21 protein-coding genes and 5 tRNA genes are annotated in these 25,674 nt (G+C 41.8%); 6 read left to right on the plus strand and 20 right to left on the minus strand.

Going from position 1 to position 25,674, the window contains the following annotated elements; translation table 11 throughout:
* Positions 1 to 14: 14 nt before the first annotated feature.
* Positions 15 to 2,030, plus strand: coding sequence for a TonB-dependent receptor (locus L3V41_RS02995; protein WP_237127145.1), 2,016 nt, complete (start codon positions 15 to 17; stop codon positions 2,028 to 2,030).
* 227 nt (positions 2,031 to 2,257) lie between these two features.
* Here L3V41_RS02995 and L3V41_RS03000 read toward each other — a convergent pair.
* From L3V41_RS03000 to xerD, 11 genes are all read right to left on the minus strand, one after another.
* Positions 2,258 to 2,334 (minus strand) — tRNA-Arg (locus tag L3V41_RS03000).
* Positions 2,335 to 2,432: 98 nt separating this feature from the next.
* A tRNA-Arg gene (locus L3V41_RS03005) sits at positions 2,433 to 2,509 on the minus strand.
* A 40-nt stretch (positions 2,510 to 2,549) separates the two neighbouring features.
* Positions 2,550 to 2,626, minus strand: a tRNA-Arg gene (locus L3V41_RS03010).
* 22 nt (positions 2,627 to 2,648) lie between these two features.
* A tRNA-Arg gene (locus L3V41_RS03015) sits at positions 2,649 to 2,725 on the minus strand.
* A 34-nt stretch (positions 2,726 to 2,759) separates the two neighbouring features.
* Positions 2,760 to 2,852, minus strand: a tRNA-Ser gene (locus L3V41_RS03020).
* Between the two features lie 113 nt (positions 2,853 to 2,965).
* The gene (locus L3V41_RS03025; protein ID WP_062569582.1) at positions 2,966 to 3,163 is read right to left on the minus strand and encodes a hypothetical protein; all 198 of its coding nucleotides are present in this window, start codon (positions 3,161 to 3,163) and stop codon (positions 2,966 to 2,968) included.
* A gap of 250 nt (positions 3,164 to 3,413) precedes the next feature.
* A complete protein-coding gene (gene lysS, locus L3V41_RS03030; RefSeq protein ID WP_062569581.1) occupies positions 3,414 to 4,949 on the minus strand; it encodes a lysine--tRNA ligase in 1,536 nt (511 codons plus the stop codon).
* A 26-nt stretch (positions 4,950 to 4,975) separates the two neighbouring features.
* A protein-coding gene (prfB, locus tag L3V41_RS03035) for a peptide chain release factor 2 (protein WP_130149625.1) occupies positions 4,976 to 6,074 on the minus strand; the annotation gives its coding sequence in 2 pieces (ribosomal slippage) (positions 4,976 to 5,998 and positions 6,000 to 6,074; 1,098 coding nt in all).
* Between the two features lie 143 nt (positions 6,075 to 6,217).
* Positions 6,218 to 7,939 carry a single-stranded-DNA-specific exonuclease RecJ gene (gene recJ / locus L3V41_RS03040; protein WP_237127146.1) on the minus strand — a complete coding sequence of 574 codons (1,722 nt, stop codon included), beginning with the start codon at positions 7,937 to 7,939 and terminating at the stop codon, positions 6,218 to 6,220.
* 71 nt (positions 7,940 to 8,010) lie between these two features.
* Positions 8,011 to 8,745, minus strand: coding sequence for a bifunctional protein-disulfide isomerase/oxidoreductase DsbC (gene dsbC, locus L3V41_RS03045; RefSeq protein WP_062569578.1), 735 nt, complete (start codon positions 8,743 to 8,745; stop codon positions 8,011 to 8,013).
* 59 nt (positions 8,746 to 8,804) lie between these two features.
* Positions 8,805 to 9,728, minus strand: coding sequence for a site-specific tyrosine recombinase XerD (gene xerD / locus L3V41_RS03050; protein ID WP_228074317.1), 924 nt, complete (start codon positions 9,726 to 9,728; stop codon positions 8,805 to 8,807).
* Positions 9,729 to 9,820: 92 nt separating this feature from the next.
* On the opposite strand from xerD, the gene fldB reads away from it, so the two are divergent.
* Positions 9,821 to 10,342 (plus strand): flavodoxin FldB, encoded by a 522-nt coding sequence (gene fldB / locus L3V41_RS03055; RefSeq protein ID WP_062570025.1) that lies wholly within the window; start codon positions 9,821 to 9,823, stop codon positions 10,340 to 10,342.
* Positions 10,343 to 10,386: 44 nt separating this feature from the next.
* Here fldB and L3V41_RS03060 read toward each other — a convergent pair whose 3' ends face one another.
* Both L3V41_RS03060 and L3V41_RS03065 read right to left on the minus strand, forming a co-directional pair.
* Complete coding sequence (locus L3V41_RS03060; RefSeq protein WP_193987708.1) at positions 10,387 to 10,815, minus strand: DUF2147 domain-containing protein; 429 nt, start codon at positions 10,813 to 10,815, stop codon at positions 10,387 to 10,389.
* Between the two features lie 70 nt (positions 10,816 to 10,885).
* Positions 10,886 to 11,584: a methyltransferase gene (locus L3V41_RS03065; protein WP_193987709.1), complete on the minus strand. Its 699-nt coding sequence runs from the start codon at positions 11,582 to 11,584 to the stop codon at positions 10,886 to 10,888.
* 76 nt (positions 11,585 to 11,660) lie between these two features.
* Here L3V41_RS03065 and srmB point away from each other — a divergent pair, with 76 nt between their 5' ends.
* Positions 11,661 to 12,893: an ATP-dependent RNA helicase SrmB gene (gene srmB, locus L3V41_RS03070; RefSeq protein ID WP_062569574.1), complete on the plus strand. Its 1,233-nt coding sequence runs from the start codon at positions 11,661 to 11,663 to the stop codon at positions 12,891 to 12,893.
* Between the two features lie 221 nt (positions 12,894 to 13,114).
* Entirely contained in the window at positions 13,115 to 13,453 is a 339-nt protein-coding gene (locus L3V41_RS03075; protein ID WP_062569573.1) for a hypothetical protein, read from the plus strand.
* Between the two features lie 40 nt (positions 13,454 to 13,493).
* Here L3V41_RS03075 and L3V41_RS03080 read toward each other — a convergent pair whose 3' ends face one another.
* Together L3V41_RS03080 and radA are read right to left on the minus strand one after the other, a co-directional pair.
* The gene (locus tag L3V41_RS03080; RefSeq protein ID WP_062569572.1) at positions 13,494 to 14,426 is read right to left on the minus strand and encodes a hypothetical protein; all 933 of its coding nucleotides are present in this window, start codon (positions 14,424 to 14,426) and stop codon (positions 13,494 to 13,496) included.
* A gap of 82 nt (positions 14,427 to 14,508) precedes the next feature.
* Positions 14,509 to 15,894 (minus strand): DNA repair protein RadA, encoded by a 1,386-nt coding sequence (gene radA, locus L3V41_RS03085; protein WP_062569571.1) that lies wholly within the window; start codon positions 15,892 to 15,894, stop codon positions 14,509 to 14,511.
* 337 nt (positions 15,895 to 16,231) lie between these two features.
* On the opposite strand from radA, the gene L3V41_RS03090 reads away from it, so the two are divergent.
* On the plus strand, positions 16,232 to 18,709 hold the full coding sequence (locus L3V41_RS03090; RefSeq protein WP_237127147.1) for a PilZ domain-containing protein: 2,478 nt from the start codon (positions 16,232 to 16,234) through the stop codon (positions 18,707 to 18,709).
* Here the strand turns inward: L3V41_RS03090 and serB are convergent.
* Positions 18,692 to 19,711 (minus strand): phosphoserine phosphatase SerB, encoded by a 1,020-nt coding sequence (gene serB / locus L3V41_RS03095; RefSeq protein ID WP_237114366.1) that lies wholly within the window; start codon positions 19,709 to 19,711, stop codon positions 18,692 to 18,694. The genes L3V41_RS03090 and serB overlap by 18 nt on opposite strands.
* A gap of 133 nt (positions 19,712 to 19,844) precedes the next feature.
* Between serB and L3V41_RS03100 the strand changes: the two genes are divergently transcribed.
* A complete protein-coding gene (locus tag L3V41_RS03100) occupies positions 19,845 to 20,465 on the plus strand; it encodes an AhpA/YtjB family protein (protein WP_130149613.1) in 621 nt (206 codons plus the stop codon).
* Here the strand turns inward: L3V41_RS03100 and L3V41_RS03105 are convergent.
* The 4 genes from L3V41_RS03105 to prfC all read right to left on the minus strand — a co-directional run bounded on the left by L3V41_RS03105 (position 20,432) and on the right by prfC (position 25,561).
* The gene (locus L3V41_RS03105; RefSeq protein ID WP_062569567.1) at positions 20,432 to 21,205 is read right to left on the minus strand and encodes a TatD family hydrolase; all 774 of its coding nucleotides are present in this window, start codon (positions 21,203 to 21,205) and stop codon (positions 20,432 to 20,434) included. The two genes, L3V41_RS03100 and L3V41_RS03105, sit on opposite strands and share 34 nt — an antisense overlap.
* A complete protein-coding gene (gene pdxH, locus L3V41_RS03110) occupies positions 21,206 to 21,844 on the minus strand; it encodes a pyridoxamine 5'-phosphate oxidase (protein WP_237127148.1) in 639 nt (212 codons plus the stop codon).
* Between the two features lie 330 nt (positions 21,845 to 22,174).
* Complete coding sequence (gene argS / locus L3V41_RS03115; RefSeq protein WP_237127149.1) at positions 22,175 to 23,917, minus strand: arginine--tRNA ligase; 1,743 nt, start codon at positions 23,915 to 23,917, stop codon at positions 22,175 to 22,177.
* 60 nt (positions 23,918 to 23,977) lie between these two features.
* Positions 23,978 to 25,561: a peptide chain release factor 3 gene (gene prfC / locus L3V41_RS03120; protein ID WP_237114370.1), complete on the minus strand. Its 1,584-nt coding sequence runs from the start codon at positions 25,559 to 25,561 to the stop codon at positions 23,978 to 23,980.
* Between the last annotated feature and the right edge of the window lie 113 nt (positions 25,562 to 25,674).

The raw sequence follows: 25,674 nt of genomic DNA on the forward strand, positions 1-25,674 counted from the left end.
AGGAATTTATAAAAATGAACAAGTTATACCTATTGCTGGGCTGCATTAGCTGCTCAGGAAACGCGTTAGCAAATATAGAAAAAATCACTGTGTATGGGCATCGCACAGGATTAATAGGTGAATCAATTAGTGCCTCTAGCGGTGTTATTGGTCAAGGTGAAATTGAAAACCGTCCCATGCTAAGAAGTACTGAAATGCTTGAACTCATTCCAGGTATGGCGGTAACGCAACATAGTGGCTCAGGTAAAGCAAATCAATACTTTATTCGTGGTTTTAACTTAGATCATGGGACTGATTTTGCGACCAATATAGATGGTATGCCCATTAATATGCGTAGCCATGGCCATGGTCAAGGTTATACAGATTTAAACTTCATCATTCCTGAAACGGTTGCCACCGTTAGCTACCAAAAAGGAAGTTATGATGCTCGACAAGGTGACTTTTCTACAGCCGGCAGTGCCTATTTTCACCTTACAGATAATCCAAAACACCAGCAACTCGACTTTACTGTTGGTGAAGATAACTACTTAAGAGCAGTTGCCATAGGCCATATAAAAGTTGGCAACGGAAAATTAATAGCTGCAACAGAGTGGCAAGGTTATGATGGCCCTTGGCAAGACATTGATGAAGACGTAAATAAAAAGAACGCCCTACTTCGCTATGTGAACGAATCAAAAAGTGGCAACTTATCAATTACAGCTATGGCTTACGACAACAGCTGGAACTCTGCTGATCAAATCCCTCAAAGAGCTATTGCTCAAGGTATTATCTCTGAACTAGGGTCGCTGGACACCACGCTAGGTGGTGAATCGAGTCGTTATAGTTTATCGACGAACTGGCAAAACGAACACTTTGCAGCTAACGCTTATATTATTGATTATGAGCTAAATTTATTTTCTAACTTCTCTTATTTGCTAAATGACCCTATTAATGGTGACCAATTCAACCAACAAGATAAGCGCACAATTACAGGCGGAGCTCTGAGCTATCAATTTTCCGATAAATTAAACGCTATACCTGTAAATCATAGTGTTGGTATAGAGCTTCGTAATGATAATATCGATAATGTGGGGCTTTATAATACGAAGGCCCGTAAGTTTTTATCTACTGTTCGTGAAGACAGTGTAGATGAAACAAGTTATGCCGCATTTTGGCAAACTCAATTAACATTAAGCGAGCAGCTTGAGGCGACTATCGGTGTTCGTTATGACTATTTAGATGCCAGTGTAGATAGCAACAATACGGCTAACTCAGGAGAAGCTGATGACGACTTGCTTGGTTTTAAAGCGAGCCTAACCTACTTATTCAGCGATAACTTGGCAGGTTATGCAAACTGGGGGCAATCCTTCCACTCAAATGATGCTCGTGGCGCGACAATTAGCCTAGACCCCGTCACGCTTGAAGCTGCTGACACTGTGGACTTACTTGTTAAAAGTAATGGTGCAGAAGTGGGTATGCGCTACTTTGATGAAAAGCAATTCAACTTTTCTGCCGCACTTTGGTGGCTAGAGCTTGATTCTGAATTATTGTTTGTTGGCGATGCTGGTAATACAGAAGCCAGTGATGCTTCAAAACGTTACGGCTTAGAGCTTAGTGCATACTATTGGCTAGCCGATACACTAAGCCTAGATGCTGAGGCATCATTCACTCACTCTCGTTTGGATATTGATAGTAACAATGACCGTATTGAAGGAGCTGTTCCTATCGTTGCAAGCGCCGGTATAAACTGGCAAGTAACTGAGCAATGGCAAACCTCATTACGCTTACGTCATATTGGTAAACGCATGTTAAGTGATGATGGCGACAAGCGCTCAGAGCCGCTTACAGTCGTAAATGGTCTTGTTAGCTACCAGCAAACTCATTGGAAAGTGGGCTTAGAGCTACTCAATCTTTTCGATAGTAACGACCATGATATCGATTATTACTATGCTTCACGCTTAGCGGGAGAGCCAGCAGAAGGAATAGAAGATAACCATTTTCACCCTATTGAACCTCGTACAGTGAGACTTAATCTAAGTTTATTGTTTTAATAATCGCTCTATACGTTTTAAAACCTACGTATAGAGCCCTACCGTGTGAGGTCGTCATTTATGGCGAAACTATCCTTAATGCGCGTGAAACAAGTTTCACGCCTACGGGGTACATTTTTCGTATTTTGAGTTGGGAGTTTAATTTGTGGTGTGAAAAGTGTGTGATTCGCGAATTTCAGGCACAAAAAAACCGACTTTCGTCGGTTTGTTCACTTTCTATTAGAAAGTGGCGGACGCGGGAGGATTCGAACCTCCGACCGCCTGGTTCGTAGCCAGGTACTCTATCCAGCTGAGCTACGCGTCCGCAGTGTAGTGATGCATGTTTGAGTCTTGCATTGACTGTATCTTAAAGACACAAAAAAACCGACTGCTTGTCGGCTTATGTCACTTTCTAAGAGAAAGTGGCGGACGCGGGAGGATTCGAACCTCCGACCGCCTGGTTCGTAGCCAGGTACTCTATCCAGCTGAGCTACGCGTCCGCAAATTGCATTTTATAATCTTGCAGTGATTTTTCAAAAGTGGTGGGCGCAGGAGGATTCGAACCTCCGACCGCCTGGTTCGTAGCCAGGTACTCTATCCAGCTGAGCTATGCGCCCACTTTTTGATTTTAGTAAAGGATGGTGGGCGCAGGAGGATTCGAACCTCCGACCGCCTGGTTCGTAGCCAGGTACTCTATCCAGCTGAGCTATGCGCCCATTCTTTACTTTACAAGAAAACCATTTTAAAAAATGGTGGAGAAGGAGGGATTCGAACCCTCGATAGAGCTACAAACCCTATACTCCCTTAGCAGGGGAGCGCCTTCGGCCACTCGGCCACCTCTCCATCTTGTGGGGCGTATAATAAAGATTTCAGGCAATATGTCAAACACTTTTCAAGGAAAATAGTGTAGATGGTCACAGAATGGTCATAACAACAAAAAACAGGCAATTTTTTGCTCAGTCTTTCGCTGGTTTTTCCTTATTAGTCAATATATCTAAGCCTGTTAAAGGAATTAGCTCATCAGTCATTTCTGCGAGATATTGATCTTGATAACCCAATTGTTGAAATTCAGCAATACACGCACGATAAAACGCTTCACGCTGGTGCTCGCTTTTATTAGCTTCAGTAGACAACTGCGAAGGCTTCTTTTTCATTATTATAAAGTCCATTTACGCATTGGATGATAATCGCGCAATTTTCTCATAATCAGGTTAAAAATAACACTATTACAATTACACTTTAGAATAAAAAGTTAAAAATACGTGACTATTACAAAACAGCAATTCTGTAACTCTTTTTAGATCAGCTAATTAAAAAAAGAATGTAAGGGGACAAGCGGAAAATTTCAGAATTTTCTGATAACAAAACGCCGCTTAAAAGCGGCGTTTTAAAGACATTAGCTGATTAGTCAGCTTGAGGACGCATGTGTGGGAATAAAATCACGTCTTTAATGGTTGGTGAGTCTGTAAATAACATCACTAGACGGTCAATACCAATCCCCTCACCCGCTGTTGGCGGTAAGCCGTATTCTAATGCACGGATGTAGTCTTCATCGTAGTGCATTGCTTCATCATCACCGGCGTCTTTTTCTTCAACTTGACGCGAGAAACGCTCAGCTTGGTCTTGTGCATCGTTAAGCTCAGAGAAACCATTGGCTAATTCACGACCACCTACGAAGAATTCGAAACGATCAGTCACGAATGGGTTTTCATCGTTACGACGTGCAAGTGGTGACACTTCCCACGGGTAAGCTGTGATGAAAGTTGGTTGAATTAACTTGTGCTCAGCTGTCTCTTCGAAGATTTCACATAAGAACTTACCTGGACCCCAAACGCAGTTTTCTGGCACTTTAACGTGTACTTGCTTGGCGTACGCTTTAAGTTCTTCAAAATGATTTTCAGGGTCATTAAATACAGCCGCATCAAAGTCTGGATTGTACTTAAGAATAGCTTCGCTCATTGTTAGGCGTGCAAAAGGTTTCCCAAAATCATATTCTATTGAATCTACCACTTCACCGTTTTCGTCTTTCGTTGTATTAACAACAATTGGTGAACCAAGTACGTCTGTCGCAACAGTGCGTAGCATGTCTTCTGTGATATTCATTAGGTCAATGTAATCAGCGTATGCTTGGTAGAATTCGATCATGGTGAATTCTGGGTTATGGCGCGTTGATAAACCTTCGTTACGGAAGTTACGGTTGATTTCAAATACACGCTCAAAACCACCAACAACTAAACGTTTTAAGTAAAGCTCAGGGGCAATACGTAAGTACATGTCGATATCAAGTGCGTTGTGGTGTGTTACGAATGGACGTGCAGACGCACCACCAGGGATCACTTGTAGCATCGGTGTTTCAACTTCCATGAAGTCACGATCAGCTAAGAAACGACGGATACCTTCGACAACTTTTGAGCGAATACGGAATGTTTCACGCGTCGCATCGTTAGTGATTAAGTCAACATAACGTTGACGGTATTTAGTTTCTTGGTCAGATAAACCATGGAACTTTTCTGGTAACGGACGTAATGACTTAGTAAGTAGCTCGTACTCTGTCATTTCTACGTATAGGTCACCTTTACCTGATTTATTTAGTGCGCCTTTAACACCGATAATGTCACCGATATCAAGTTGACCGTATTTTGCTTTTAATTCTTTTTGTACATCTTTTGAGGCGTACGCTTGAATTTGGCCTTTCATGTCTTGTAACGCAAGGAAAGGACCACGTTTTGCAAGAATACGACCTGCTACTGATACAACGTGCTGCTCAGCAACTAATTCTTCTTTCGATTTATCACCAAACTCAGCTTGCAAATCAGCCGTGTAATGTTCACGACGGAATTGGTTTGGATGACCGTTGGCAGGGCAATTTTCGCGGATTGCGTCTAATTTGCCACGACGCTCAGCGATTAACTTATTTTCGTCTTGGATTTGATCAGTCATTTTTTAGCTCTTTTTTAGCTTGGTGGTTATAGGCCAGATTTAAGGCTGGCTTCAATAAATTTATCTAAGTCGCCGTCAAGAACCGCTTGAGTATTACGGTTTTCAACGCCTGTACGTAAGTCTTTAATGCGCGAGTCATCAAGCACGTATGAACGAATTTGACTACCCCAGCCAATGTCTGACTTTGCATCTTCTTGGCTTTGTTTCTCTGCATTTTGCTTTTGTAGCTCAAGTTCAAACAATTTCGCTTTTAGCTGTTTCATTGCTTGGTCTTTATTCTTGTGCTGTGAACGCTCATTTTGGCACTGAACAACCGTATTGGTTGGCACGTGAGTAATACGTACCGCTGATTCAGTGGTATTTACGTGCTGACCACCGGCACCAGATGCACGGTAAACGTCAATACGTAGGTCAGCCGGATTAATATCAATTTCGATATTATCGTCGATTTCTGGGTAAACGAATGCCGATGCAAACGAGGTATGACGACGACCACTTGAGTCGAACGGGCTCTTACGCACTAAACGGTGAACGCCTGTTTCTGTACGTAACCAACCGTATGCATATTCGCCAACGAAACGCACAGTTGCGCCCTTGATACCAGCCACATCACCATCAGTTGCTTCAACAAGTTCAACTTTAAAGCCTTTTGCTTCACCCCAACGTAAATACATACGCAGTAACATGTTACACCAGTCTTGTGCTTCAGTACCGCCTGAGCCTGATTGTAAATCAAGGTACGCATCGTTTTGATCTTGCTCGCCAGAGAACATACGACGAAACTCAAGCTTTTCAAGTTGTGCATTTAAATCTTCAAGTTCAGCTTCAGCTTCTTGGAAAGTTTCTTCGTCTTCAGCTTCCACTGCAAGTTCAACTAAACCTTCAACATCGTCTGTGCCCGTAACGAGATTATCAATGGTCTCGACGATAGCTTCTAGTGATGACTTCTCACGGCCTAACGCTTGCGCACGCTCTGGCTCGTTCCATACTGCTGAATCTTCAAGTTCTGCGTTAACTTCTTCTAACCGCTCTTTCTTAAGAGGGTAGTCAAAGGTACCCCCGAAGCAGTTCAGTACGTTCGCGAATTTCCTTGATCTGGTTAATCACAGGATTCACTTCAAACATGTACATTACTCCAAAATGGCTGATTTACCGCGCACAGCTTACGACAATAATTACGGTAAATTATCTACAAATATTAAAAACGCCCGATTTTAACAAAAAACCGAGCGTTTTATTAGCCTTTTATGCCGATAAAGACGATATTTTTATGTCACTTTTTGTAGCTCTCGAATAATCAGTTGTAACGAAAATTTGCCACGGAATTCATTTATATCGAGCTGATAAGCAGCTTTGACGTACCTCACTTCAGTGTCTGGCCATGCACGTACGTCAACACCAAATGCAATACCGTCAACTAAGCGCCCTGATTGATGCTTTAAAACCAGTTTTAAGTGCTTTTCACCGACAATACGCTGCTGTATTACTTCGAAAACATGTTCAAACACAGGCTCGGGAAATTGCTGCCCCCAAGGTCCTGCATTTTTTAGCTGATTGGCAAACTCCATCGAAAAGCAGTCATTGGGCAGTTCACCGTCGGTCAGCAAAATACTTTGTTTATGCTCATCAGTCAGTGTGTCGGTCACCATTTTCTCAAACACCGCTTTAAATTCATTAAAGCATTGCTCATTGATACTCAGCCCCGCCGCCATAGCATGACCGCCAAATTTGCTAATAAGATGTGGATACAGGGTATTTACTCGCTCGAGTAAATCGCGCATATGCAGCCCTTCAATTGAGCGGCAGGAACCTTTTATTTCACCATTATCGCCAGCTGCAAAAATAACCGTAGGACGGTGATACTTCTCTTTTAAGCGCCCTGCCAATATGCCTATCACACCTTGGTGCCAATCGGCTTGGTATAAACAAATGGCATCCGGCACTGACTCAGTTTTAAATGCTAACCGATCAAGTACGGCTTGTGCTTCAGTTTGCATGCCCTGCTCTATTTCACGGCGCTCATGGTTAAGGCTATCAAGCTCGCCGGCAATACGGCGTGCTTGATTTATATCGGTTGATAATAAACAGGCTATGCCTAAACTCATATCATCTAAACGCCCTGCTGCATTTAAGCGTGGCGCCAATGAAAAGCCAAAGTCACTGGCACTTAAACGAGCTGCATTGCGATTTGCCACTTCGATTAACGCACTGATCCCTGGGCGTGTTTTACCACTTCGAATACGTGCTAAACCTTGATGCACTAAGGTGCGGTTATTGGCATCAAGCGCGACCACATCAGCAACGGTGCCAAGAGCAACAATATCAAGTAATTCGGCCAGATTAGGCATTGGATTATGCTGAAAATACCCTTGTTCACGTAAATGGCTGCGCAGTGCAATCAATAAATAGAACGCCACGCCAACCCCAGCAATGGATTTTGATGGAAATGAGCAGTCATGGCGATTTGGGTTCACTATCGCATCGGCATTTGGTAATGCCTCACCTTGCAAGTGATGATCAGTAACCAGCACTTTAATACCTGCTTGCTTTACAATAGCAATGCCATCAATACAGGAGATGCCATTATCGACGGTAATCACCAGCTCAGCCTGCATTGTCACGATTTGCTCAGCAAGTGCAGGGCTCAAACCATAACCAAGGCTAAATCTGTCCGGCACTAAATAGTCAAGGTTCTGTAAACCAAACATAGCCAAACCTTGCATCAAGGTTGCGGTGCTCGTTGCACCGTCGGCATCAAAGTCACCCACTATTAGCACACGGCTTTGTGATGCCAGCGCGTCTTGTAATAACAACACAGCTTTGTCTATGTCTTTAAACAGCTTAAAGTCATGTAATGTTGCTGCACTATTATCTAATTCTTTGGCATCTTGAACCTGACGAGAGGCATAAATTTGCTTGATAACAGGATGTAAGTGATGTGGAAGATATGAGTCATCAACACGAGGGCGAACTTGGATTATTTTTTCCATGTTGGACGTATTACTTTCTTAGCTTAAAGCGGATTAAAGGCCTACCTAAATAGGCCTTTTTATAAAAAAGATTATGAAGATGTTTTTGGCAATGCATCAAGTGCTTGGCTGATTTGCGCTGCTGATTGATAACCTGGGATCATCGTACCATCTTCTAAAATAATAGCCGGCGTACCCGACATACCAAAGCTTTGACCAAGTTGGTAATGCTCAGCGATTGGCGCACTACACCCTTCAACAGTGGCAACATCTGCACCCGCTTTGGCTTCTGTAAGCGCTTCAGCGGGGTCTTTTGCACACCATACATTCATTAAATCTTGGTAACCTTTACCACGTAAGCCACCACGTGGGAAAGCAAGGTATTTAACTGTGATACCTGCATCTAAAAAGTCATCTAATTCACGGTGTAATTTGCGACAGTACCCACAGGTGATATCAGTAAATACGGTGATAGAATGTTTCTCATTCTTTGCTTTATAAACGATCATTGAATCTTCATACTCAGCAATACCCGCTTTACGTACATCGCTCAACGCATGCTCTGTAAGGTTTACGCGATTTTCTAAATCAATTAATGTGCCTTGCATTAGAAATTGACCATCAGGGCTTGCGTAAAGTACCCCTTTATCTGTAATCAGTTCTTTAAGACCAGCGACAGGGCTTGGATTTATTTGCTTTACGGTTACACCTAATTCGGCAAATTTAGCGATGATAGGCGCATCTGCAGCGTCGGTGGTCGATACACCATTGGCAATCACATTAAGACTTGTGCCAAGCAATGCCGTGGCTAAAACTAACTTTTTCATAACTATCCTATATCCTGATCATTTCTAGTATAGACCGGTACATCTTTAAAAATCTTGCACTACGCACGTGGGTGATGTTGCTCGTGTACCGACTTCAATCTCTCATTGGCTACATGGGTATAAATTTGAGTTGTTGATAAGTCACTATGACCTAACATCATTTGTACCACCCTCAAATCAGCTCCATGATTAAGCAAATGCGTTGCAAACGCATGACGCAGCGTATGTGGTGATAATGGTGATTCAACTGATGCCAAAATAGCATAGTGTTTAATACGATGCCAAAAGGTTTGTCGTGTCATGCCGATTCCACGTTTAGATGGAAACACAAAATCAGTGGCATGCTTAATCATATGCGAACGGCCTACTTTCAGAAACTGTTCTAGCCAATACATGGCTTCTTCACCAAGGGGCACTAAACGTTCTTTATTACCTTTACCTTTTACAAACACCACAGCTTGACGCAAGTTAATCTGCTCCATTCGAAGCCCCACCAGCTCAGTAACACGAAGTCCTGTTGCATATAAAAGCTCAAGCATGGCCTTATCGCGAAGCCCCATTGGATCTTCGATATCAGGAGCCCCAAGGAGTGCTTCAACCTCGGCTTCTGACAGCGTTTTAGGTAATGACTGCCCTGCTTTTGGCTGAGCAATATTGACCATCGGCGAATCAGCTATCGCTTTTTCACGTACAAAATACTGATAAAAACGTTTAAGTGCGCTAATACTACGCGCGGTACTGCGTGATTTAAGGCCTAAATCAACGCGATATGCTAAATACGCTTCAATATCTTCATTACTCACAGCTAGAAGATCTTTATCTTTTAAAAATTGACAAAACTTTTCAAGGTCACTGCGATAAGCAGCGAGTGTATTTTCGCTGACTCCCTGCTCAAGATACAGCGTATCTAAAAATAACTCTAAATGTTCGGCGTTATTTGCTGTTATTACACCTTTTTGGGCTTGGGAATTATTATCAGCCACGCGTACTCTCATCCTTATCAAGGTATCAATTGATTATACCTTACGGTAAACTTACGCCTATCATATCAGGCAAATACACAGTGATAAATACGATGCAGATTGGTTTATTTTATGGTTCTACAACCTGCTACACAGAAATAGCAGCTGAAAAAATTCGCGATATTATCGGCCAAGACATAGTGAGTCTTCACAATATCAAAGATGAGCCATTAAAAAATGCTGAGCAATTCGATTTTGTTATTTTCGGCATTTCAACGTGGGACTTCGGTGAATTACAGGAAGATTGGGAATCAATTTGGGACGACATTAAAGATGTTAACCTAAATGGTAAAACCGTGGCTCTGTTTGGCATGGGCGATCAACAAGGTTACGGCCAGTGGTTCCAAGATGCGCTCGGTATGTTACACGATGAAATTTGCGACCAAACGATCACTTTATTAGGTAAGTGGCCAAATGATGACAGTTACGAGTTCGAGGCTTCAAAAGCACTCACTGAAGATGGTAAACAGTTTGTTGGCTTAGCACTTGATGAAGACAGTCAATATGAACTGAGCGATGAACGCATTGCCTCGTGGGTTGAACAAGTCATGACTGAATATAGCGAAAGCTTGTAAAAATAACGCCTATAAAGCCAAGCATTGCTTGGCTTTTCTAGTGTTTACTCTACACGCTGCCAATACTGGTTACGGTAGAAAAAAGCAATATAACCGCGAACTTCAAGTACTTGACCTTGTTCTTGTGGCGTCAGTTTTAAGGTATAGGTCTTACCGCTATTCGGGTCAAGAATCTCACCATCTTGCCAGCTTCCATCTCCCGCATCAGTTGCACCCTCGATTATTGTCATGCCAAGAATTGGTTGATTTTTCTTATCACCATCACACTCTTCACAGACAGCATCCTGCTTTGCTGGATTTAGAATTTTTTCTACTTTGCCTGTTAATACGCCATTTTGTTCGCTAATGCGTACCAGTGATTTTGCTTCATTTGTCTCTTCATTTATTGTTTTCCAAAGTCCCACAGGATTCAACGCAGCAAAAGTATATTGAGAGAAAAGTAATGCACTTAAAGTTATAGATAAACGTAACATAAACAGCTCTTATAATTTTAAAACGCCACCACTATAGCAAGGCTTGAGTAAACACTCTATTTTTAGATAGTTACATTTTTAAATAGAAATCCTTACACAAAGAAACATACTCATCACTATAGCCGCCATCTGCAGCATGAATAGTCAAAGAACGTGTCTGACACAACTCAGACTGTAAAGAAAATAACATTAAACTTCGGCTGGGTGGCTTTTTTAATGTGGTGCGTACATTACACATACGCGCCAAGTTCCACCCTTTACAGTTAGCTTGTTCAATAAAAGAAGATGCCTCTTTGCAGGGTAAAATTACATTTAGTAAGGTGTTGGCGTGACTTAACCTAGTACAACACTCAATTAACTCGGAAAAACCAAGACCATCTGTATGACGCGCCGTATTACGTGCTTCATTGTCCCCTTTTAGACTCGCATTAAAATACGGAGGATTAGTAATAATTACATCAAAGGGCTGTGTTGATTGAAAAGACTGTATGGCACCATGATGTAAACAAATTTCAGGCCAAGGACTATTTGCAAAGTTAAACTTAGCATCAATGCACGCCTCAGCATCTACTTCGATTGCCACCACTTTCGCCTTTGGCGCACGCTGTTTTGCCATCAAAGCAAGCAATCCCGTTCCTGTTCCTATATCGAGAAGGTATTTTGCATTTGCCAATTCAGCCCAAGCACCTAATAAAATACCATCTGTCGAAACCTTCATCGCAGAACGAGTTTGCTCAACTGTAAATTGTTTAAACACAAAGCCTGACATTTTTTCACCTTTTCATTCACCACAGTGCTGATAGCTAGTATAATCAACTCTAATTGTCCTCTATTTATGTCACTCTATGCAATTTTCTGAATTTGATATCGATAACAAGCTGTTAAATGCCATCAATAAAATGGGTTTTGATACGCCAACAAGTATTCAACAACAAGCGATCCCTGAAGCACTACAAGGTCGTGATATTTTGGCATCTGCCCCTACAGGTACGGGTAAAACAGCCGCGTTTTTGATTCCTGCAATTCAATACTTGCTTGACTTCCCACGTCGCGATCCAGGTTTTGCACGGGTGCTGATCATGACCCCCACTCGTGAACTTGCTTATCAAATTCATGAGCAATGTGAACTGCTAGCTGCACAAACGCACTTAAAAATAGGTGTTGTCACGGGCGGTATTAACTATGGGACACATAAAGAGATTTTTGAAAGCAATAACGACATTCTTATTGCGACACCAGGTCGCTTAATGGAATACCTTGAAACTGAGAACTTCCATGCTGAAAACGTCGAAATGCTTATTCTCGATGAAGCGGATCGCATGCTTGATATGGGCTTTCGTAAAGAAATGCTACGTATCTGTGATGAAGCACGTAATCGTCGTCAATGCTTCTTATTCTCTGCCACGTTAGAAGGCGACAGCGTTGAGTTGTTTGCCGAGCGTATTTTGAATGACCCTGCACTACTCGAAGCAGAGTCGTCACGTAAAGAAAAAGGCAAAATTCACCAGTGGGTGCACTTAGCTGATGATTATAATCACAAATTAAAGATGCTCATTGATACGCTTAACAGTGACGAGCTGCAAAAAGCCATTGTCTTTGTAAAAACACGTGAGCGCCTTGAAACTCTGATTGGCGCTCTAAACAACGAAGGACTTCGTGTAGCTTGGCTACGTGGTGAAATGCCACAAGATAAACGCATGAAAGCAATGGAAAATTTCCATTCTGGTCGCAATAAAATTTTAGTTGCAACTGACGTAGCGGCACGTGGTATTGATGTAGCTGATATTAGCCATGTAATTAACTTTGATATGCCCCGTACAGCAGATGTGTATGTGCACCGAATTGGCCGTACAGGTCGTGCAGGTAAAAAAGGCACAGCAATTTCATTTGTAGAAGCACATGACGTTGCTATTTTGGGTAAGGTTGAACGTTATATTGAACAAAAGTTAAAGCGTCGTGTTATTAAAGGGTTAGAGCCACAACACAAAGAAGCAAAGATCCCGTCGAAAAAGAAAAAGGATCCAGTAAAGATGAAGGCTAAAAAGAAAGCAAAGGTAAAAGCGAAAAAGAAAAAATAATCTTCGTAGATACTGTAATAACTAAAAAATGCCGTGCTTGTCACGGCATTTTTGTGTGTACTTTTTGCTGCCGTTTTTACTAACTAGTGTGTAATTAATTCATAGCTTTTTTTCCTGAAATAACTAGTTAAAATATATTATCCTTTAAAATCAACATATTAAATATTGGAATAAAAATTGTAACTGGTTCAGCATATGCTCATCATTCACGAGGGAATCGTATGAACCGTTTTAAACTAACAGTAGTACTTACATCATTTTGTTGTATTTTTTTACTTGCATGCGCAACACAAGTTAGCGCTAATACCAGTGTATTAACTACTAGCACATCGGCTCAACCTCGACTTCAGCAATTAGCACTTCACAAGCTGATGAGTAATCCTAATTTTTCTATCGAGAACCTACAAGTTATTGTTAACGGTGATACGATTGAATTATACGGTTCCACGGAAACGGGCTTTAAACGCGCATTGGCACAAAAGTTTTTAGAGCACAGCCAAGGAGTTAGCCGTGTGAAAAATAACCTTAAAGTCAGCCAGTCTGATACCGCTAAGTTTTAAGGTTATTTTCTAAAAGAATAAGTAACTTAACGTTAGTTACTTATTCTCCTTTAGCGTCTAAATTGATAAATTTAGCAAGTTCTTCTGGTTGACCTGCTAGGCTCATAATTTGTTGGTTAATTTCTAGCATCGTTTTGCCCTCAGGTAAACTTGCAGACAAAGATAATGAAGATAAACCGTTGGCAAAATTAGTAATCGCTGTCGCTAAATCTGCGCTAACAGGAGCTTGTTGCAGCTGCATTGTGACCATTTGCTGAAATTGCTCGTGGGTCATACCTTGCGCTTTTAAAAAGCTTTCTACTACCGCTTTTAATTCACCTTGATTTTCAATCGCAAACTCTACACTGCGAGGCTCCAACTCAGACATGGCAGCCATCATCTTTGACTGCTGCTGAAGCTGTTGCTCAAGAGTTGGTTGTGCACCGCCAGAAGCTTTTTGTTGTTGGCTAATAGCAAGTGATGCTTCCATCAAAGGGGTAGACTTGGCTAACCCTAAATTAAACGTCACATCAGCTACATCCGCTGCGGTTACTTTCAGCGCAAAGTCACTATCACCTGAGTCTTTATTGTAATCAAGCGATGAGTCTACATTATAGCTTTTAGAGGCTAGCTTACTGTTGGCGCTTTGTGGCAGCTGTGCCAAGAAAGAATCGCTAAAGCGAAAGTTAGTCATTACAAACCCAGTGTGCGGAGGAATGGCATCTTCCTCATAGCCTGTTACTTTAATGGTATCAATACTGGCAACTTGCTCATCACCTTCAACACTTTGCACTTTGATGCCAGATAGCTGCACACTGTTATTAAATACACTCGCTGAAATATCATCATACATCACCTCAACACCACTTTGGGCTGATAGTGCAGCAATTTGCTGATCAACCACTTTTTTCACTTCCTGTGTTGCTGTGTAGTTCGCATAATATGCGCCACCGGCAACAGCTGCGACAGCAACTGCAATTACTAACTTCTTCATTTTATTTCCTTTAAGTTGGTGCTAATTTCTTGAGAATGTTGAGCTTAAAGGTTCAACACAACCCTAGCTTATCAAATTGTCACTAATTAATTAATGACAAGAGCTCATGCACCGTTTTCACAGGCGTAATTTTTGCTCCTAAACCTTCCATTGATTTATGGTAGTTTCGATATGGAATAAATATTTCTGTAAAACCATGCTGTGCAGCCTCTTTTACTCGCGGCACACCACTATCTATAGGTCTGACATCACCGTTTAAGCTCAGTTCCCCCATGATGCAAGTTGTCCTAGGCACAACAAATTCATTGAGACTGCTTAACAGTGCCGCGACTAAAGCAAGGTCAATACAAGTCTCTGACTCATCTATCTTTAAGCCGCCAACAATATTGAAAAAAGTATCATGGAAAATTTTCGTTTTTGTATGTTTGCGTAATATACCGGTAAGCATTTTAATTCGATTCATATTCAATCCAACGCAAACACGTTGTGGAAACTCTGCTTCGGTTTCTGTTGTTAAACATTGAATTTCTAGGAGGAGGTTACGGTTCCCCTTACGAATACAAGTGATTGCTGAACCTGGCGATTCAGTACTTGAACCCGATAAAAATATCTCACTTGGGTTATCAACACTGAGCATACCGCGCTCACACATTCTGAAAATCCCCACCGTATCAATATCACCAAAACGGTTTTTGTTAGCACGTAAGGTACGTATTTGTCCGTCGTTAGTATCTATATGAAGCAGTGCATCAACAATATGCACTAACGTTTGTGGACCCGCTATTTCATTGTTTTTATTAACATGAGCAATGATAAACATAGTCACGTCATGTTGCTTACAGTATTGTGTTAACGCTTGTGCTGCGCTTTTAACTTGCGATGGTGAACCGGGGCTGCCGTTTGCCGTTTCAGTTACCACAGCCTGAATTGAGTCAATAACAGCAAATTTAATTTTATTTTTATCAAGCTCTTCGATAATCGCTTCAACACTGGTTTCAGACAGTAAGTAAAGCTCATCTTGGTTATAATCCAAACGCAAGCGATTAACTCGGTTTTTAAACTGCGATAATGATTCTTCAGCGGTACAGTACAAAGAGGGCATTAATTTTGACATACGCGCAATTAAATCGGACAACAAGGTCGTTTTACCTGCTCCTGGATCACCAGAAATAATATTCACCGAACCTGTGGTGACACCGCCACTAAGCACGCGATCAAGTTCGCCAATTTCAGTCAGACGTTTTTCAGCTTCAGCCGTTTCGACCTCATTAATTTTTTTAGAACCGCCACCAGCGCCTCCGGCATAACCTGCCACCGCTGCGCGACTTGCAGCTTGTTTAGATTGCCCTGCTGAAGGTTTAAATTCTGCCAGTGTATTCCAAGCACCGCATTTACACTGCCCCTGCCAACGCTGATAGTTCATACCGCACTCTGTGCAGACAAATTCGATTTTTGCTGATTTTGCCATTGAGCTTTACCTATTTTGGTCGCTGATTTGTGATGTATTTAAATGTACAATAGACAACTGAACTAACGATTTAAGATGTCGGCATCTCTAGAGACGACACACAACGGACGTACCTCAAATCAATTCCCTTAAGGCTTTATTCGCTTAACTGCGTAATAACGCTATATTTTAGGGCATAGTTTTTGCTTACAAATAAAGTTTTACAGTGCTTGCCATTTATTTGGCGAATACCTATAACAATAACTAATGAAATAAAAAGTGGTTCGCAAGGCGTTTTAACACTGTGGTTGCCTGCTAGTATACCTACTTTTTTCGATTGACGGTGATGGTTTTATAAATGGCTGAAGACATACTGCTTAAATATGAAGACCTTGTTGAAGAGCTCAAGGCACATTTAGGCACTCCCCAGTTCGACAAACTATTTAAATCAAAGACAGCTAGCTTAACAAAGCCAGAGCAGTTTTTGATCAAAATGGAAATGTCACGTTTATCTCAGCCTGTGGCTCGCTTTATAGATTTACGAGGTCAAGTTACCGGTCAAGTTAGGCCTTACGAACACGAAGGCAAGCAACATTTTATGGACGACATGGCCATTGAGGTGTTCGAAGACGCAATCAAACGCCACGGTGGTTACACGCTTGCTGTATACGAAGCGGTTATGAATACCGAAAATAACCACAGAGTAATGCAAAAAAAAGCAAACGAAAATACCTCTTCAATCGAAGATAACGGCGACTTACCTGCCAAAGTAATTAAATTTGCCTCTTATGAAAGTCGTCGTGAAGAGCGCATGAACTACTCAATAAAAATTACTGTTGAGCTAGATAAGAGCGGCAAAATATCGGCTTCGACTTCAGACATCTCCCTAAGCGGCGCAAAAATCAAGCTCTCACCTAAATATAAAGTCACCAAGGGACAATTAATTGGTTTACGCTTAGTTGGGCTTGAACAAGACTTTGAGTTAGGTTTAAAAAACGGCATTCAATACGAAGTTGTTGCTGTAGAGCAAGTGTCGCGTGAGTACAATCATGTTCGCTTAAAACGCACCTTTATTGAGAATAATGAACAATTCGATAGCTTTCTAAAAAGCTTTATTCACGGCAATAAGCGCCGCTACAAGATTAACCTCGATAACACCTTGGATGCAGTTGTTTCGAAAGGCTATGAACAATATTATATCCCGCGTGTTACCTCGCTTTACACTTTTTTAAGCTTACAAGGTAATAAGTTATACCCCACTTTAGCGTTAACAACCGAAAATAATGCATTTATACATCGTTATTTTTGTGATGAACGTAAGCTGTCATGCTTATATAGCATTATAAACCAACAGCGAATAGGTCATCTTTTAAGTACTGTCGATGCAGTAAAAGAGGAGTACCTGTATACCTTTACGCATGTGGTCGCTGGAAAAATTTATTATTACTCAGCCACACGAACGGAACTTGATAGCCAACCTGAAATTCGAAATTTATTTTTTGGTTTTGGTAGCCAAAAAGAGAGCTGGCAATGCTTTAAGTTACAATTAATGCCAAGCCACCCTGAAGATTCATATATTCCGCTATCTTTACCGAGTAGTGCAGGTAAGGATATCGAAAAGCTAAATAAGCCACCAAGCCCTAGAGTTCAGGGGCTTATTAAAGATGTTAAGTACTTATTAATTCTAACTGCTGTTGGTTCGAAGTATGAGCAACACACTTACCAGCAACGTACATTCGACAAGCGGTTAGTGAATCAATTAAAGCAGTTTGGTCATACTAAACATAAAACGCCGCCGCCACTTACACCTGTCGCGCTTGAATACGTCAATTTACGCGCTCATAAACGTTATTTATATAAAACAGCGGTCTCTGTTACTCATAATGACAAAATAATTTCAGGCCATACTCGTGATCTATCGGTCATGGGTCTACAAATTGAGTGTGATAACCCTGTTGAGTTTAAAAAAGGCGATATAATTAAGTTAAGCCTTCCCGATTTACAAAAAATAACTAAAAAACATGACTTATCAAGCCTTGCTTATGAAGTGATGGCGATAAGCAAATCACTAACAACTGTTAACTTAAAAGTACACCGTCTTACTGACTTACCCCATATGGGCATTCAATTTTTCACGGCACTTATTGAAAACAATAAAGATAAGTTGCACGCCTGTGAAGAGTCCCCCAAAATACCAGGGCTTTCTACAGCACTAAGAAACATGGTGACTAAAAGTGTTTGCCAGCTTCCGTTGTACTTCCATAAGGAAGCCGCTCATTTTAAAGCAGGCGCGATCGGGCTTGGCTTATACCCGACGCCATTACATATACTTTTACAAAACTTTGCCCTGCTAAATGAGCAAACGCAGATCGATGGCTTTTTATCTACCGATCAGATCACAGAGGTGATCACACCACTGATTAAAGATCGTAGTCGCCAAGATCCACCTTTACCATTTACTTTATTTGTACGTTTTGATCCACGTAAAGCAACAATCAACGAAGCAATAACCAGCCGCTGTATTAGTGAAGATGACTATCAGCCACAGACCTTATTTATAAAAAAAGCACTCAAAAATGATTTAGTGTTTATCTTTCGTTTGTATGTGTCTCGCACTGGCCGTCCAGACATAGACTATTTATCAAATGAGCTTAAATATGTAAGCCAGTATGCACTACATAAAGCAAAAGACCTTGAAGAAGCACTCTGGGCTGTTGCAGGGGTTGGGGATGTAATTGACATAACAGATGAAGCGCTTACTCATTTTGATATTGATGAGGTACTCAAAACAGAAATGAATAAGCGTAAAAAAATATGGTTAAAGCGTGTAATCTAATGGGATTGCTAGTAGGTATGCAACTTGTAACAGAGAACCTTCATTAATTGCTGTATCTGCCTGTTCGACTACTTTAGGTTTACCATGAACAGCAACGCCAAGCCCTGCTTTAGCCATCATTTTTAAATCATTCGCGCCATCACCCATGGCAACGGTTTGACGGTTATCAAGCCCGAGTCTTTGTTGAATTTGCTCGAGCACGCGTGCTTTTTGCTCGGCATCAACAATCGTTCCAGTTACTTTACCTGTCAGGCGGTTATCTTTAAATTCGAGCGTATTGGCGTGCACTTCATCAAGACCAATAAGTGATTGAACGTGTTCTGCAAATGGCACAAAACCACCAGAAGCAATGGCAAGGTGCCAATTATGCGCTTTTAGATACTGGCACAATTCGGTAATGCCAGGCATCAGAGGTAGATTTAGCTTTAGCTCATTGATTAACGCTACATCGATACCTGCAAGCTTTGCTACTCGTTGATTTAAGCTTTGTGTAAAGTCAAGTTGACCTGCCATCGCTTGCGCAGTGACAGCTGCAACCTCATCGTACACATCAGCTAAACGTGCTATTTCATCAATACACTCTATCGTAATCGCTGTAGAGTCCATATCCATTAATAAGAGCCCTGCTTCATTCACATTAGCAGGGTTTGTAAGCTGCACTAACTGATAACCTTGCTCAGCAGAAAACGCTTGCAATAACAAAGGACTCAATGGCTTTGCTGAATCACTGTATAGGCACCATGCTGGTAACAGTGTTTCTGTAGGCTGATAGCAACAAATAGAGAGATTACTAAAACCATGTTGCGACAAAAACTCTACAAGGTTAAGCAATTTAGCTGCTGAGAATTCACAACCAAATGCAACACTTGCTACGCCATGATTTGCTTTAGGTAGTAAATTGGTCTGAATAAGATGATTATTTTTAATTTCATACCAGCAATTTAGTATTATTTCTTCGGCTAAATTTGCTGAACTGGTTGCAGCTAAGCTAAGCTGTGACATAGTGGCTCCAATTAGACTTATGTCTGTGATTAAACGCGTATTTGCTACTCGTAATCAATTAACTAATAAGGTTATTATACAGACTTAGTTGTATCATCAATCATAAAAGCTGTCAGCAGCGCATTCGGTGACTATGAAAAATAACCATCTTAAGCCTCCTTTTTCCGCCAGCTATCGCCAACGACTGGTGCGATTAAGCTTAGCGGCCGCATGTTTTGTGCTTTTAAGTTGGGTTGCGGTTAATAGTAGTTTTCAATCTCATCAACTACTTTATGACAGTTCAAATAGCACCGCTATCAGCCTCACTAAATTTATGGCACTCAATGCACAGACCCCTTTACAGGAGAAGAATAAGCCTGCGCTGAATATGCTGTGCAATAACATTGCTGAAGATGAGTTTGTTTTAGCAGCAACCATCTATGATCAACAAGGGATACAAATAGCCGCAAGTGATAACTGGCAAAGCCATCACACCTTTGGCTTACTGCCAGATTCAACACCAGGTATTAGCCGCTTAAAAACTCCTTTCGTAGAACCTGTGATAAGTGATGACGAGCGCCCTATTGGCTTTGTTGCTATTACTTATTTAACACAAGCTTCTATAGCGACAAGCCACAGCAGCTTTCATGATTTAGGCCGCCAAGTGCTTCTTATGCTTGTAATTACTTGTATTTTTACTTGGCAACTTGGCCGAGGGTTAAAACGCTGGCAAGTCAATCGTTATATGCGAAAAAGTGCGGAGCAAGATTCATAAAGTGCCTGAGCAAGCTCTTTTTGCGCATCGCCCGTTACATCTTTAAGTTCACACAAATGAGTAAATACATCACGCACTTTAAGTGGTGTATTTACCAGCCCTTGAAACCCTGCCAACGGCATTGATGGTGAATCGGTTTCAAGCACTAAATGCTGAGGCTCAATTGCGCTTATAACTTTACGAGTTTTAGCTGCACGTGGGTAACTTATCACGCCACCGACCCCCAACTTAAAACCTTGTTTTATATAACTCTGGGCTTGTTGTTCAGAGCCTGAAAAGGCATGAATAACACCACCGTATTTGGGTTTACAGCGCTTAAATGAGCGAGCAATTAAATCGTGACTTTGTCTGTGATGCACAATCAGTGGTAAAGCAAGTTGGTTTGCAAGCTCTATTTGCCCTTCAAAAAGCTGCGTTTGTTTATCAAGGTCATCAATACTACGATCTAGGCCACATTCACCGATGGCAATAAATTGCCCTAAATGGGCTTTTGCTAGCTGCTCTAATTCAGCAAGGTGATGAGATTGGTGATCAGATAAAAAATAAGGATGTAAGCCTAAAGCAACTGAGATACTTGGCTCTGATTTAGCAAAAGAGAATAGTTTTGTAGATTGTGCCAAGCTCACACCCGGCACAATAAAGTGCTCGATCCCTATTTGCTTGCATGCTTTGATGAGCTCTGTGCGAGTCTCATCAAATTCGCTAAAATCAAGGTGGCAGTGGGAATCGATAAAACGCATTTAAGGATTTAAACGACCAAACTGCCAACTACCGTCGGCTTGGCGTTGATACATAAAGCGATCGTGTAAGCGGTGCGCACCACCTTGCCAAAATTCGATTTTAGTCGGTTCAACACAATAGCCTCCCCAAAAATCGGGGAGTGGAATTTCACCCTCAGAAAACTTTTGCTTCATTTTCGCGAATGTTTCCATCAACACCTTGCGTGATGACACTGGGCGACTTTGCTCTGATGCCCATGCAGCTAACTGGCTTTCTTTAGGACGCGATAAAAAGTACTTAGCCACAGCCGTTGTTGGTAAGGATTTAGCCTCACCATAGACAATGACTTGTCGCTCCATATGGTGCCACGGAAAGTGAAGAGAAATTTTGTTATTACCTTTGAGCTCCTGCGCTTTGCGCGAGCCGGTATTGGTAAAAAACACAAAGCCATTTTCATCAAGATGCTTTAACAGCACGATACGCTGCGATGGCTGACCATGTTCATCAACCGTTGCTACCACCATCGCCGTAGGATCAGGTAAGTTAGTTGCAACAGCTTGCTCAAGCCATTTTTCAAACTGCTTGATTGGAGATGCATCAAGCATCTCTTCAGATAAACCATCCTGTAAATATTCACGGCGAATATCTTCAAGTTTCATAAAATTCCCTCTACGCTATCGGCTAAAGATTAATCAAGGTTATTGAGCTGTCAATTTTGTTGGGTTTCGCTGCGCTCAAAGCGAACTACACAAAGCAGAGTTCACCTAAGTAGTTTAGCCTAAGACAAGGCGAAAAACCGACTTATCGTTGAGTACTTAAGCCTCCTGCAAGTGTTCTGTCAAAGCGAACTACACGAAGCAGAATTCACCTAAGTAGTTTAGCTTAAGACAAGGCGGAAAACCGACTTATCCCTATGAGCATACGTGGTTTGTATGTGATTAGGGTCAGTCGGTTTGACAACGCAGTATTAGGTTAAAATACGACGGTGATTACATTTGCTCCATGACTTCGATACCTAAAAGATCCAACCCTGTTTTCAATGTCTTCGCAACCAAATTACACAGTACTAAACGGCTGTCACGAACACTTGGCTCTACGCCTTCTTTTAGAACTGGGCAGGCTTCGTAGAACGTCATATATAGGCTTGCTAGTTCATATAGGTATCCACATAATACGTGCGGTGTTGCTTCGCTGATCATTAGATCAAGTACTTCTTCTAACTGAAGAAGTTTAAGTGCCAACGCTTTTTCTTGTGGCTCGTTGATTGCAACGTCTGCTATTAATGACGCAGCATCGATACCTGATTTACGGAAGATACTGCGAACACGCGTATATGCATATTGTAAGTAAGGCGCTGTCGCACCTTCGAAGCTCAGCATAGTATCCCAGTTGAAAATATAGTCGCTTGTGCGGTGCTTAGACAGATCCGCATATTTCACTGCGCCAATACCTACTTTACGGGCAATTTCGCTACGCTCTTCGTCGCTTAAGTCTGACTCACGCTCAGCAAGTTTAGCTGCTGCACGGGTAATTGACTCTTCAAGTAAATCAGCAAGTTTAACTGTACCGCCCGTACGTGTTTTGAATGGCTTGCCGTCTTCACCCATCATGGTACCGAATGGGCAAAATTCATAGCTTGTTTCATCACGTAATAAACCCGCTTTACGTGCTGTTAGCTCAACTTGATTGAAGTGTAAGCTTTGACGAGCATCTACAAAGATTAAGATACGATCAGCACCCAGTTTATTCGAACGGTAATCACAAGCAGCTAAGTCAGTTGTTGCATATAAGAAACCACCACCTGATTTCTGTACGATAAACACTGAAGGCTCACCGTCTTTGTTAGCCAGTTCATCTAAGAACACCACTTGTGCGCCTTCAGACTCAACGGCAATGTCTTTGTCTTTTAATAGCGCGATAATGTTGGCAAGTTCGCTGTTGTAGGCACTTTCTGCCATGATGTCATCTTGCGTAAGTGTCACGTTCAGACGCTTGTAAACTTCTTCAGAGTGCTTTACAGACGTGGCAATAAATAACTTCCATAGTTTTTCACAGTGTGCATCGCCACCCTGTAATTTAACAACGTAATCACGGGCTTTATCAGCAAAGCCTTCTTCATCATCAAAGCGCTTTTTCGCATCACGGTAGAAGGTTTCTAAATCAGCTAACGCCACAGATTCTAAATCAACACCTTGCTTGATTTGATCTTCTAAGTGCGCGATTAGCATACCAAACTGCGTACCCCAGTCACCCATGTGGTTTTGACGAACAACGTCATCGCCACGGAACTCAAGGGCACGAACAACTGCATCACCAATGATGGTTGAACGTAAGTGACCTACGTGCATTTCTTTCGCAAGGTTAGGAGATGAGTAATCTACCACCACTTTTTGCGCCGTTGCATGTGGCGCAACAGCCAGCTTTTCGTCTTCATTTGCTGCTTTTAAGCTAGCTGATAAAAACTCAGGCTTTAAATGAATGTTGATAAAACCTGGGCCTGCGATTTCAGTTTTTTCTGCGATATCAGCAAGGTCTAGATTATCGATTATTTTTTGTGCTAGTTCACGCGGGTTTGATTTTAATTTTTTAGCCGCGCCCATTGCGCCATTGATTTGGTAATCACCAAACTGTGGGCGTGTGCTCTGCGTGACCGCTGGGTTAGTGTCTTCAGGTAACCCTGCTGCAACCATAGCAGCAATTGCCTTTTCGATTAAAAGAGTACGAATATTCATTGTAATTTTACCTTTATGGCCCGCTGTGCGGGCACTTAAATTTGAAGCAGACTTAGCGTATTAGTTTTCGCGTGTATGGTTGAACTTGATGTCTGGATAGCGCTCCATCGACAAGTTTAGGTTTACACGACTTGGCGCGATATAAGTAAGGTTATCGCCACCATCAAGCGCTAAGTTGCTTTCGCACTTACGCTTAAACTCTTCAAGCTTTTTGGTATCGTCTGAGCTTACCCAACGTGCAGTGTTAACACTCACGCCTTCGTAAATCGCATCAACGTTGTATTCTGCTTTTAAGCGTGCAACAACTACATCAAACTGTAGTACACCGACCGCACCAACGATAAGGTCGTTATTAATAAGCGGTCTGAATACTTGCACAGCGCCTTCTTCAGAGAGCTGAACTAAGCCTTTCAACAATTGCTTTTGTTTTAATGGATCTTTTAAGCGAATACGACGGAATAATTCTGGTGCGAAGTTAGGAATACCACCAAACTTCATTTTTTCGCCTTGCGTGAAAGTATCACCAATTTGAATCGTACCATGGTTATGTAAACCAATAATGTCGCCCGCGTAAGCATCTTGCGCTCGCTCACGATCACCGGCCATAAAGGTTACCGCATCAGAAATACTCACTTGTTTACCAATACGCACATGGTTCATTTTCATACCTTGGCTATATTTGCCCGATACAATACGCATAAAGGCGATACGGTCACGGTGTTTAGGGTCCATGTTCGCTTGGATTTTAAATACGAAACCAGAGAAATTTTCCTCGGTTGCTACAACTTGGCGGTCTTCTGTTTCGCGCGGTAATGGCGCAGGCGCCCACTCAGTTAAGCCATCAAGAACATGATCAACACCAAAGTTACCAAGTGCGGTACCAAAATACACAGGTGATAGTTCACCTGCTAAGAACAGCTCTAAATCAAACTCGTGAGATGCGCCAATAACAAGCTCGAGCTCTTCACGTAGTTGCTCAGCAAGATCACTACCAATTGCATTATCAAGTTCAGGGTTGTCTAACCCTTTAATAACGCGCACTTCTTGAATTGTATGGCCTTGGCCTGTGCTGTATAAAATCGTTTCTTCACGGTGAATGTGATACACACCCTTGAATTCTTTACCACAACCAATTGGCCAAGTAACAGGCGCACAGGCGATGTTTAGCTCAGTTTCGACTTCGTCTAATAGCTCCATTGGGTCACGAATATCACGGTCACACTTATTCATAAAGGTTACAATAGGTGTAGTACGTAAGCGTGTTACTTCCATTAATTTACGAGTACGATCCTCAACACCTTTCGCCGCGTCGATTACCATTAAACATGAATCAACCGCAGTCAATGTACGGTAAGTATCTTCAGAGAAGTCTTCGTGTCCTGGGGTATCAAGTAAATTAACTAGACGCTCATTGTAAGGAAATTGCATAACAGACGTGGTTACCGAGATACCACGTTCTTTTTCCATTTCCATCCAGTCTGATTTTGCGTGCTGGTTTGAGCCACGGCCTTTTACGGTACCGGCTTTTTGAATCGCTTGTCCGAATAACAGAACTTTTTCTGTAATGGTGGTTTTACCCGCATCTGGATGCGAGATGATCGCAAAGGTGCGTCGTTTATTAATTTCGGTAGTTAAATTAGACATGTAAGCCGCTTTTAGTCAGAACAAAGTGCCACTGATACTCACTCCATAAAAAGTAAGCAGCGCACACTGTAAAAATAAAATAGAATTGTGGCCATTATACCCTGTTTGTCTTA

This window comes from Pseudoalteromonas sp. L21 (genome assembly GCF_021728035.1).
GTDB lineage: Bacteria > Pseudomonadota > Gammaproteobacteria > Enterobacterales > Alteromonadaceae > Pseudoalteromonas > Pseudoalteromonas arabiensis.

Coding starts and splice junctions, on each gene's coding strand:
- L3V41_RS03080 (WP_062569572.1), bottom strand. CDS start 14,426: ATGAAGAAGTTAGTAATTGCAGTTGCTGTCGCAGCTGTTGCCGGTGGC.
- L3V41_RS03075 (WP_062569573.1), top strand. CDS start 13,115: ATGAACCGTTTTAAACTAACAGTAGTACTTACATCATTTTGTTGTATT.
- L3V41_RS03105 (WP_062569567.1), bottom strand. CDS start 21,205: ATGCGTTTTATCGATTCCCACTGCCACCTTGATTTTAGCGAATTTGAT.
- L3V41_RS03025 (WP_062569582.1), bottom strand. CDS start 3,163: ATGAAAAAGAAGCCTTCGCAGTTGTCTACTGAAGCTAATAAAAGCGAG.
- serB (WP_237114366.1), bottom strand. CDS start 19,711: ATGTCACAGCTTAGCTTAGCTGCAACCAGTTCAGCAAATTTAGCCGAA.
- argS (WP_237127149.1), bottom strand. CDS start 23,917: ATGAATATTCGTACTCTTTTAATCGAAAAGGCAATTGCTGCTATGGTT.
- srmB (WP_062569574.1), top strand. CDS start 11,661: ATGCAATTTTCTGAATTTGATATCGATAACAAGCTGTTAAATGCCATC.
- recJ (WP_237127146.1), bottom strand. CDS start 7,939: ATGGAAAAAATAATCCAAGTTCGCCCTCGTGTTGATGACTCATATCTT.
- L3V41_RS03060 (WP_193987708.1), bottom strand. CDS start 10,815: ATGTTACGTTTATCTATAACTTTAAGTGCATTACTTTTCTCTCAATAT.
- fldB (WP_062570025.1), top strand. CDS start 9,821: ATGCAGATTGGTTTATTTTATGGTTCTACAACCTGCTACACAGAAATA.
- L3V41_RS03090 (WP_237127147.1), top strand. CDS start 16,232: ATGGCTGAAGACATACTGCTTAAATATGAAGACCTTGTTGAAGAGCTC.
- L3V41_RS03065 (WP_193987709.1), bottom strand. CDS start 11,584: ATGTCAGGCTTTGTGTTTAAACAATTTACAGTTGAGCAAACTCGTTCT.
- L3V41_RS03100 (WP_130149613.1), top strand. CDS start 19,845: ATGAAAAATAACCATCTTAAGCCTCCTTTTTCCGCCAGCTATCGCCAA.
- pdxH (WP_237127148.1), bottom strand. CDS start 21,844: ATGAAACTTGAAGATATTCGCCGTGAATATTTACAGGATGGTTTATCT.
- prfC (WP_237114370.1), bottom strand. CDS start 25,561: ATGTCTAATTTAACTACCGAAATTAATAAACGACGCACCTTTGCGATC.
- dsbC (WP_062569578.1), bottom strand. CDS start 8,745: ATGAAAAAGTTAGTTTTAGCCACGGCATTGCTTGGCACAAGTCTTAAT.
- lysS (WP_062569581.1), bottom strand. CDS start 4,949: ATGACTGATCAAATCCAAGACGAAAATAAGTTAATCGCTGAGCGTCGT.
- L3V41_RS02995 (WP_237127145.1), top strand. CDS start 15: ATGAACAAGTTATACCTATTGCTGGGCTGCATTAGCTGCTCAGGAAAC.
- radA (WP_062569571.1), bottom strand. CDS start 15,894: ATGGCAAAATCAGCAAAAATCGAATTTGTCTGCACAGAGTGCGGTATG.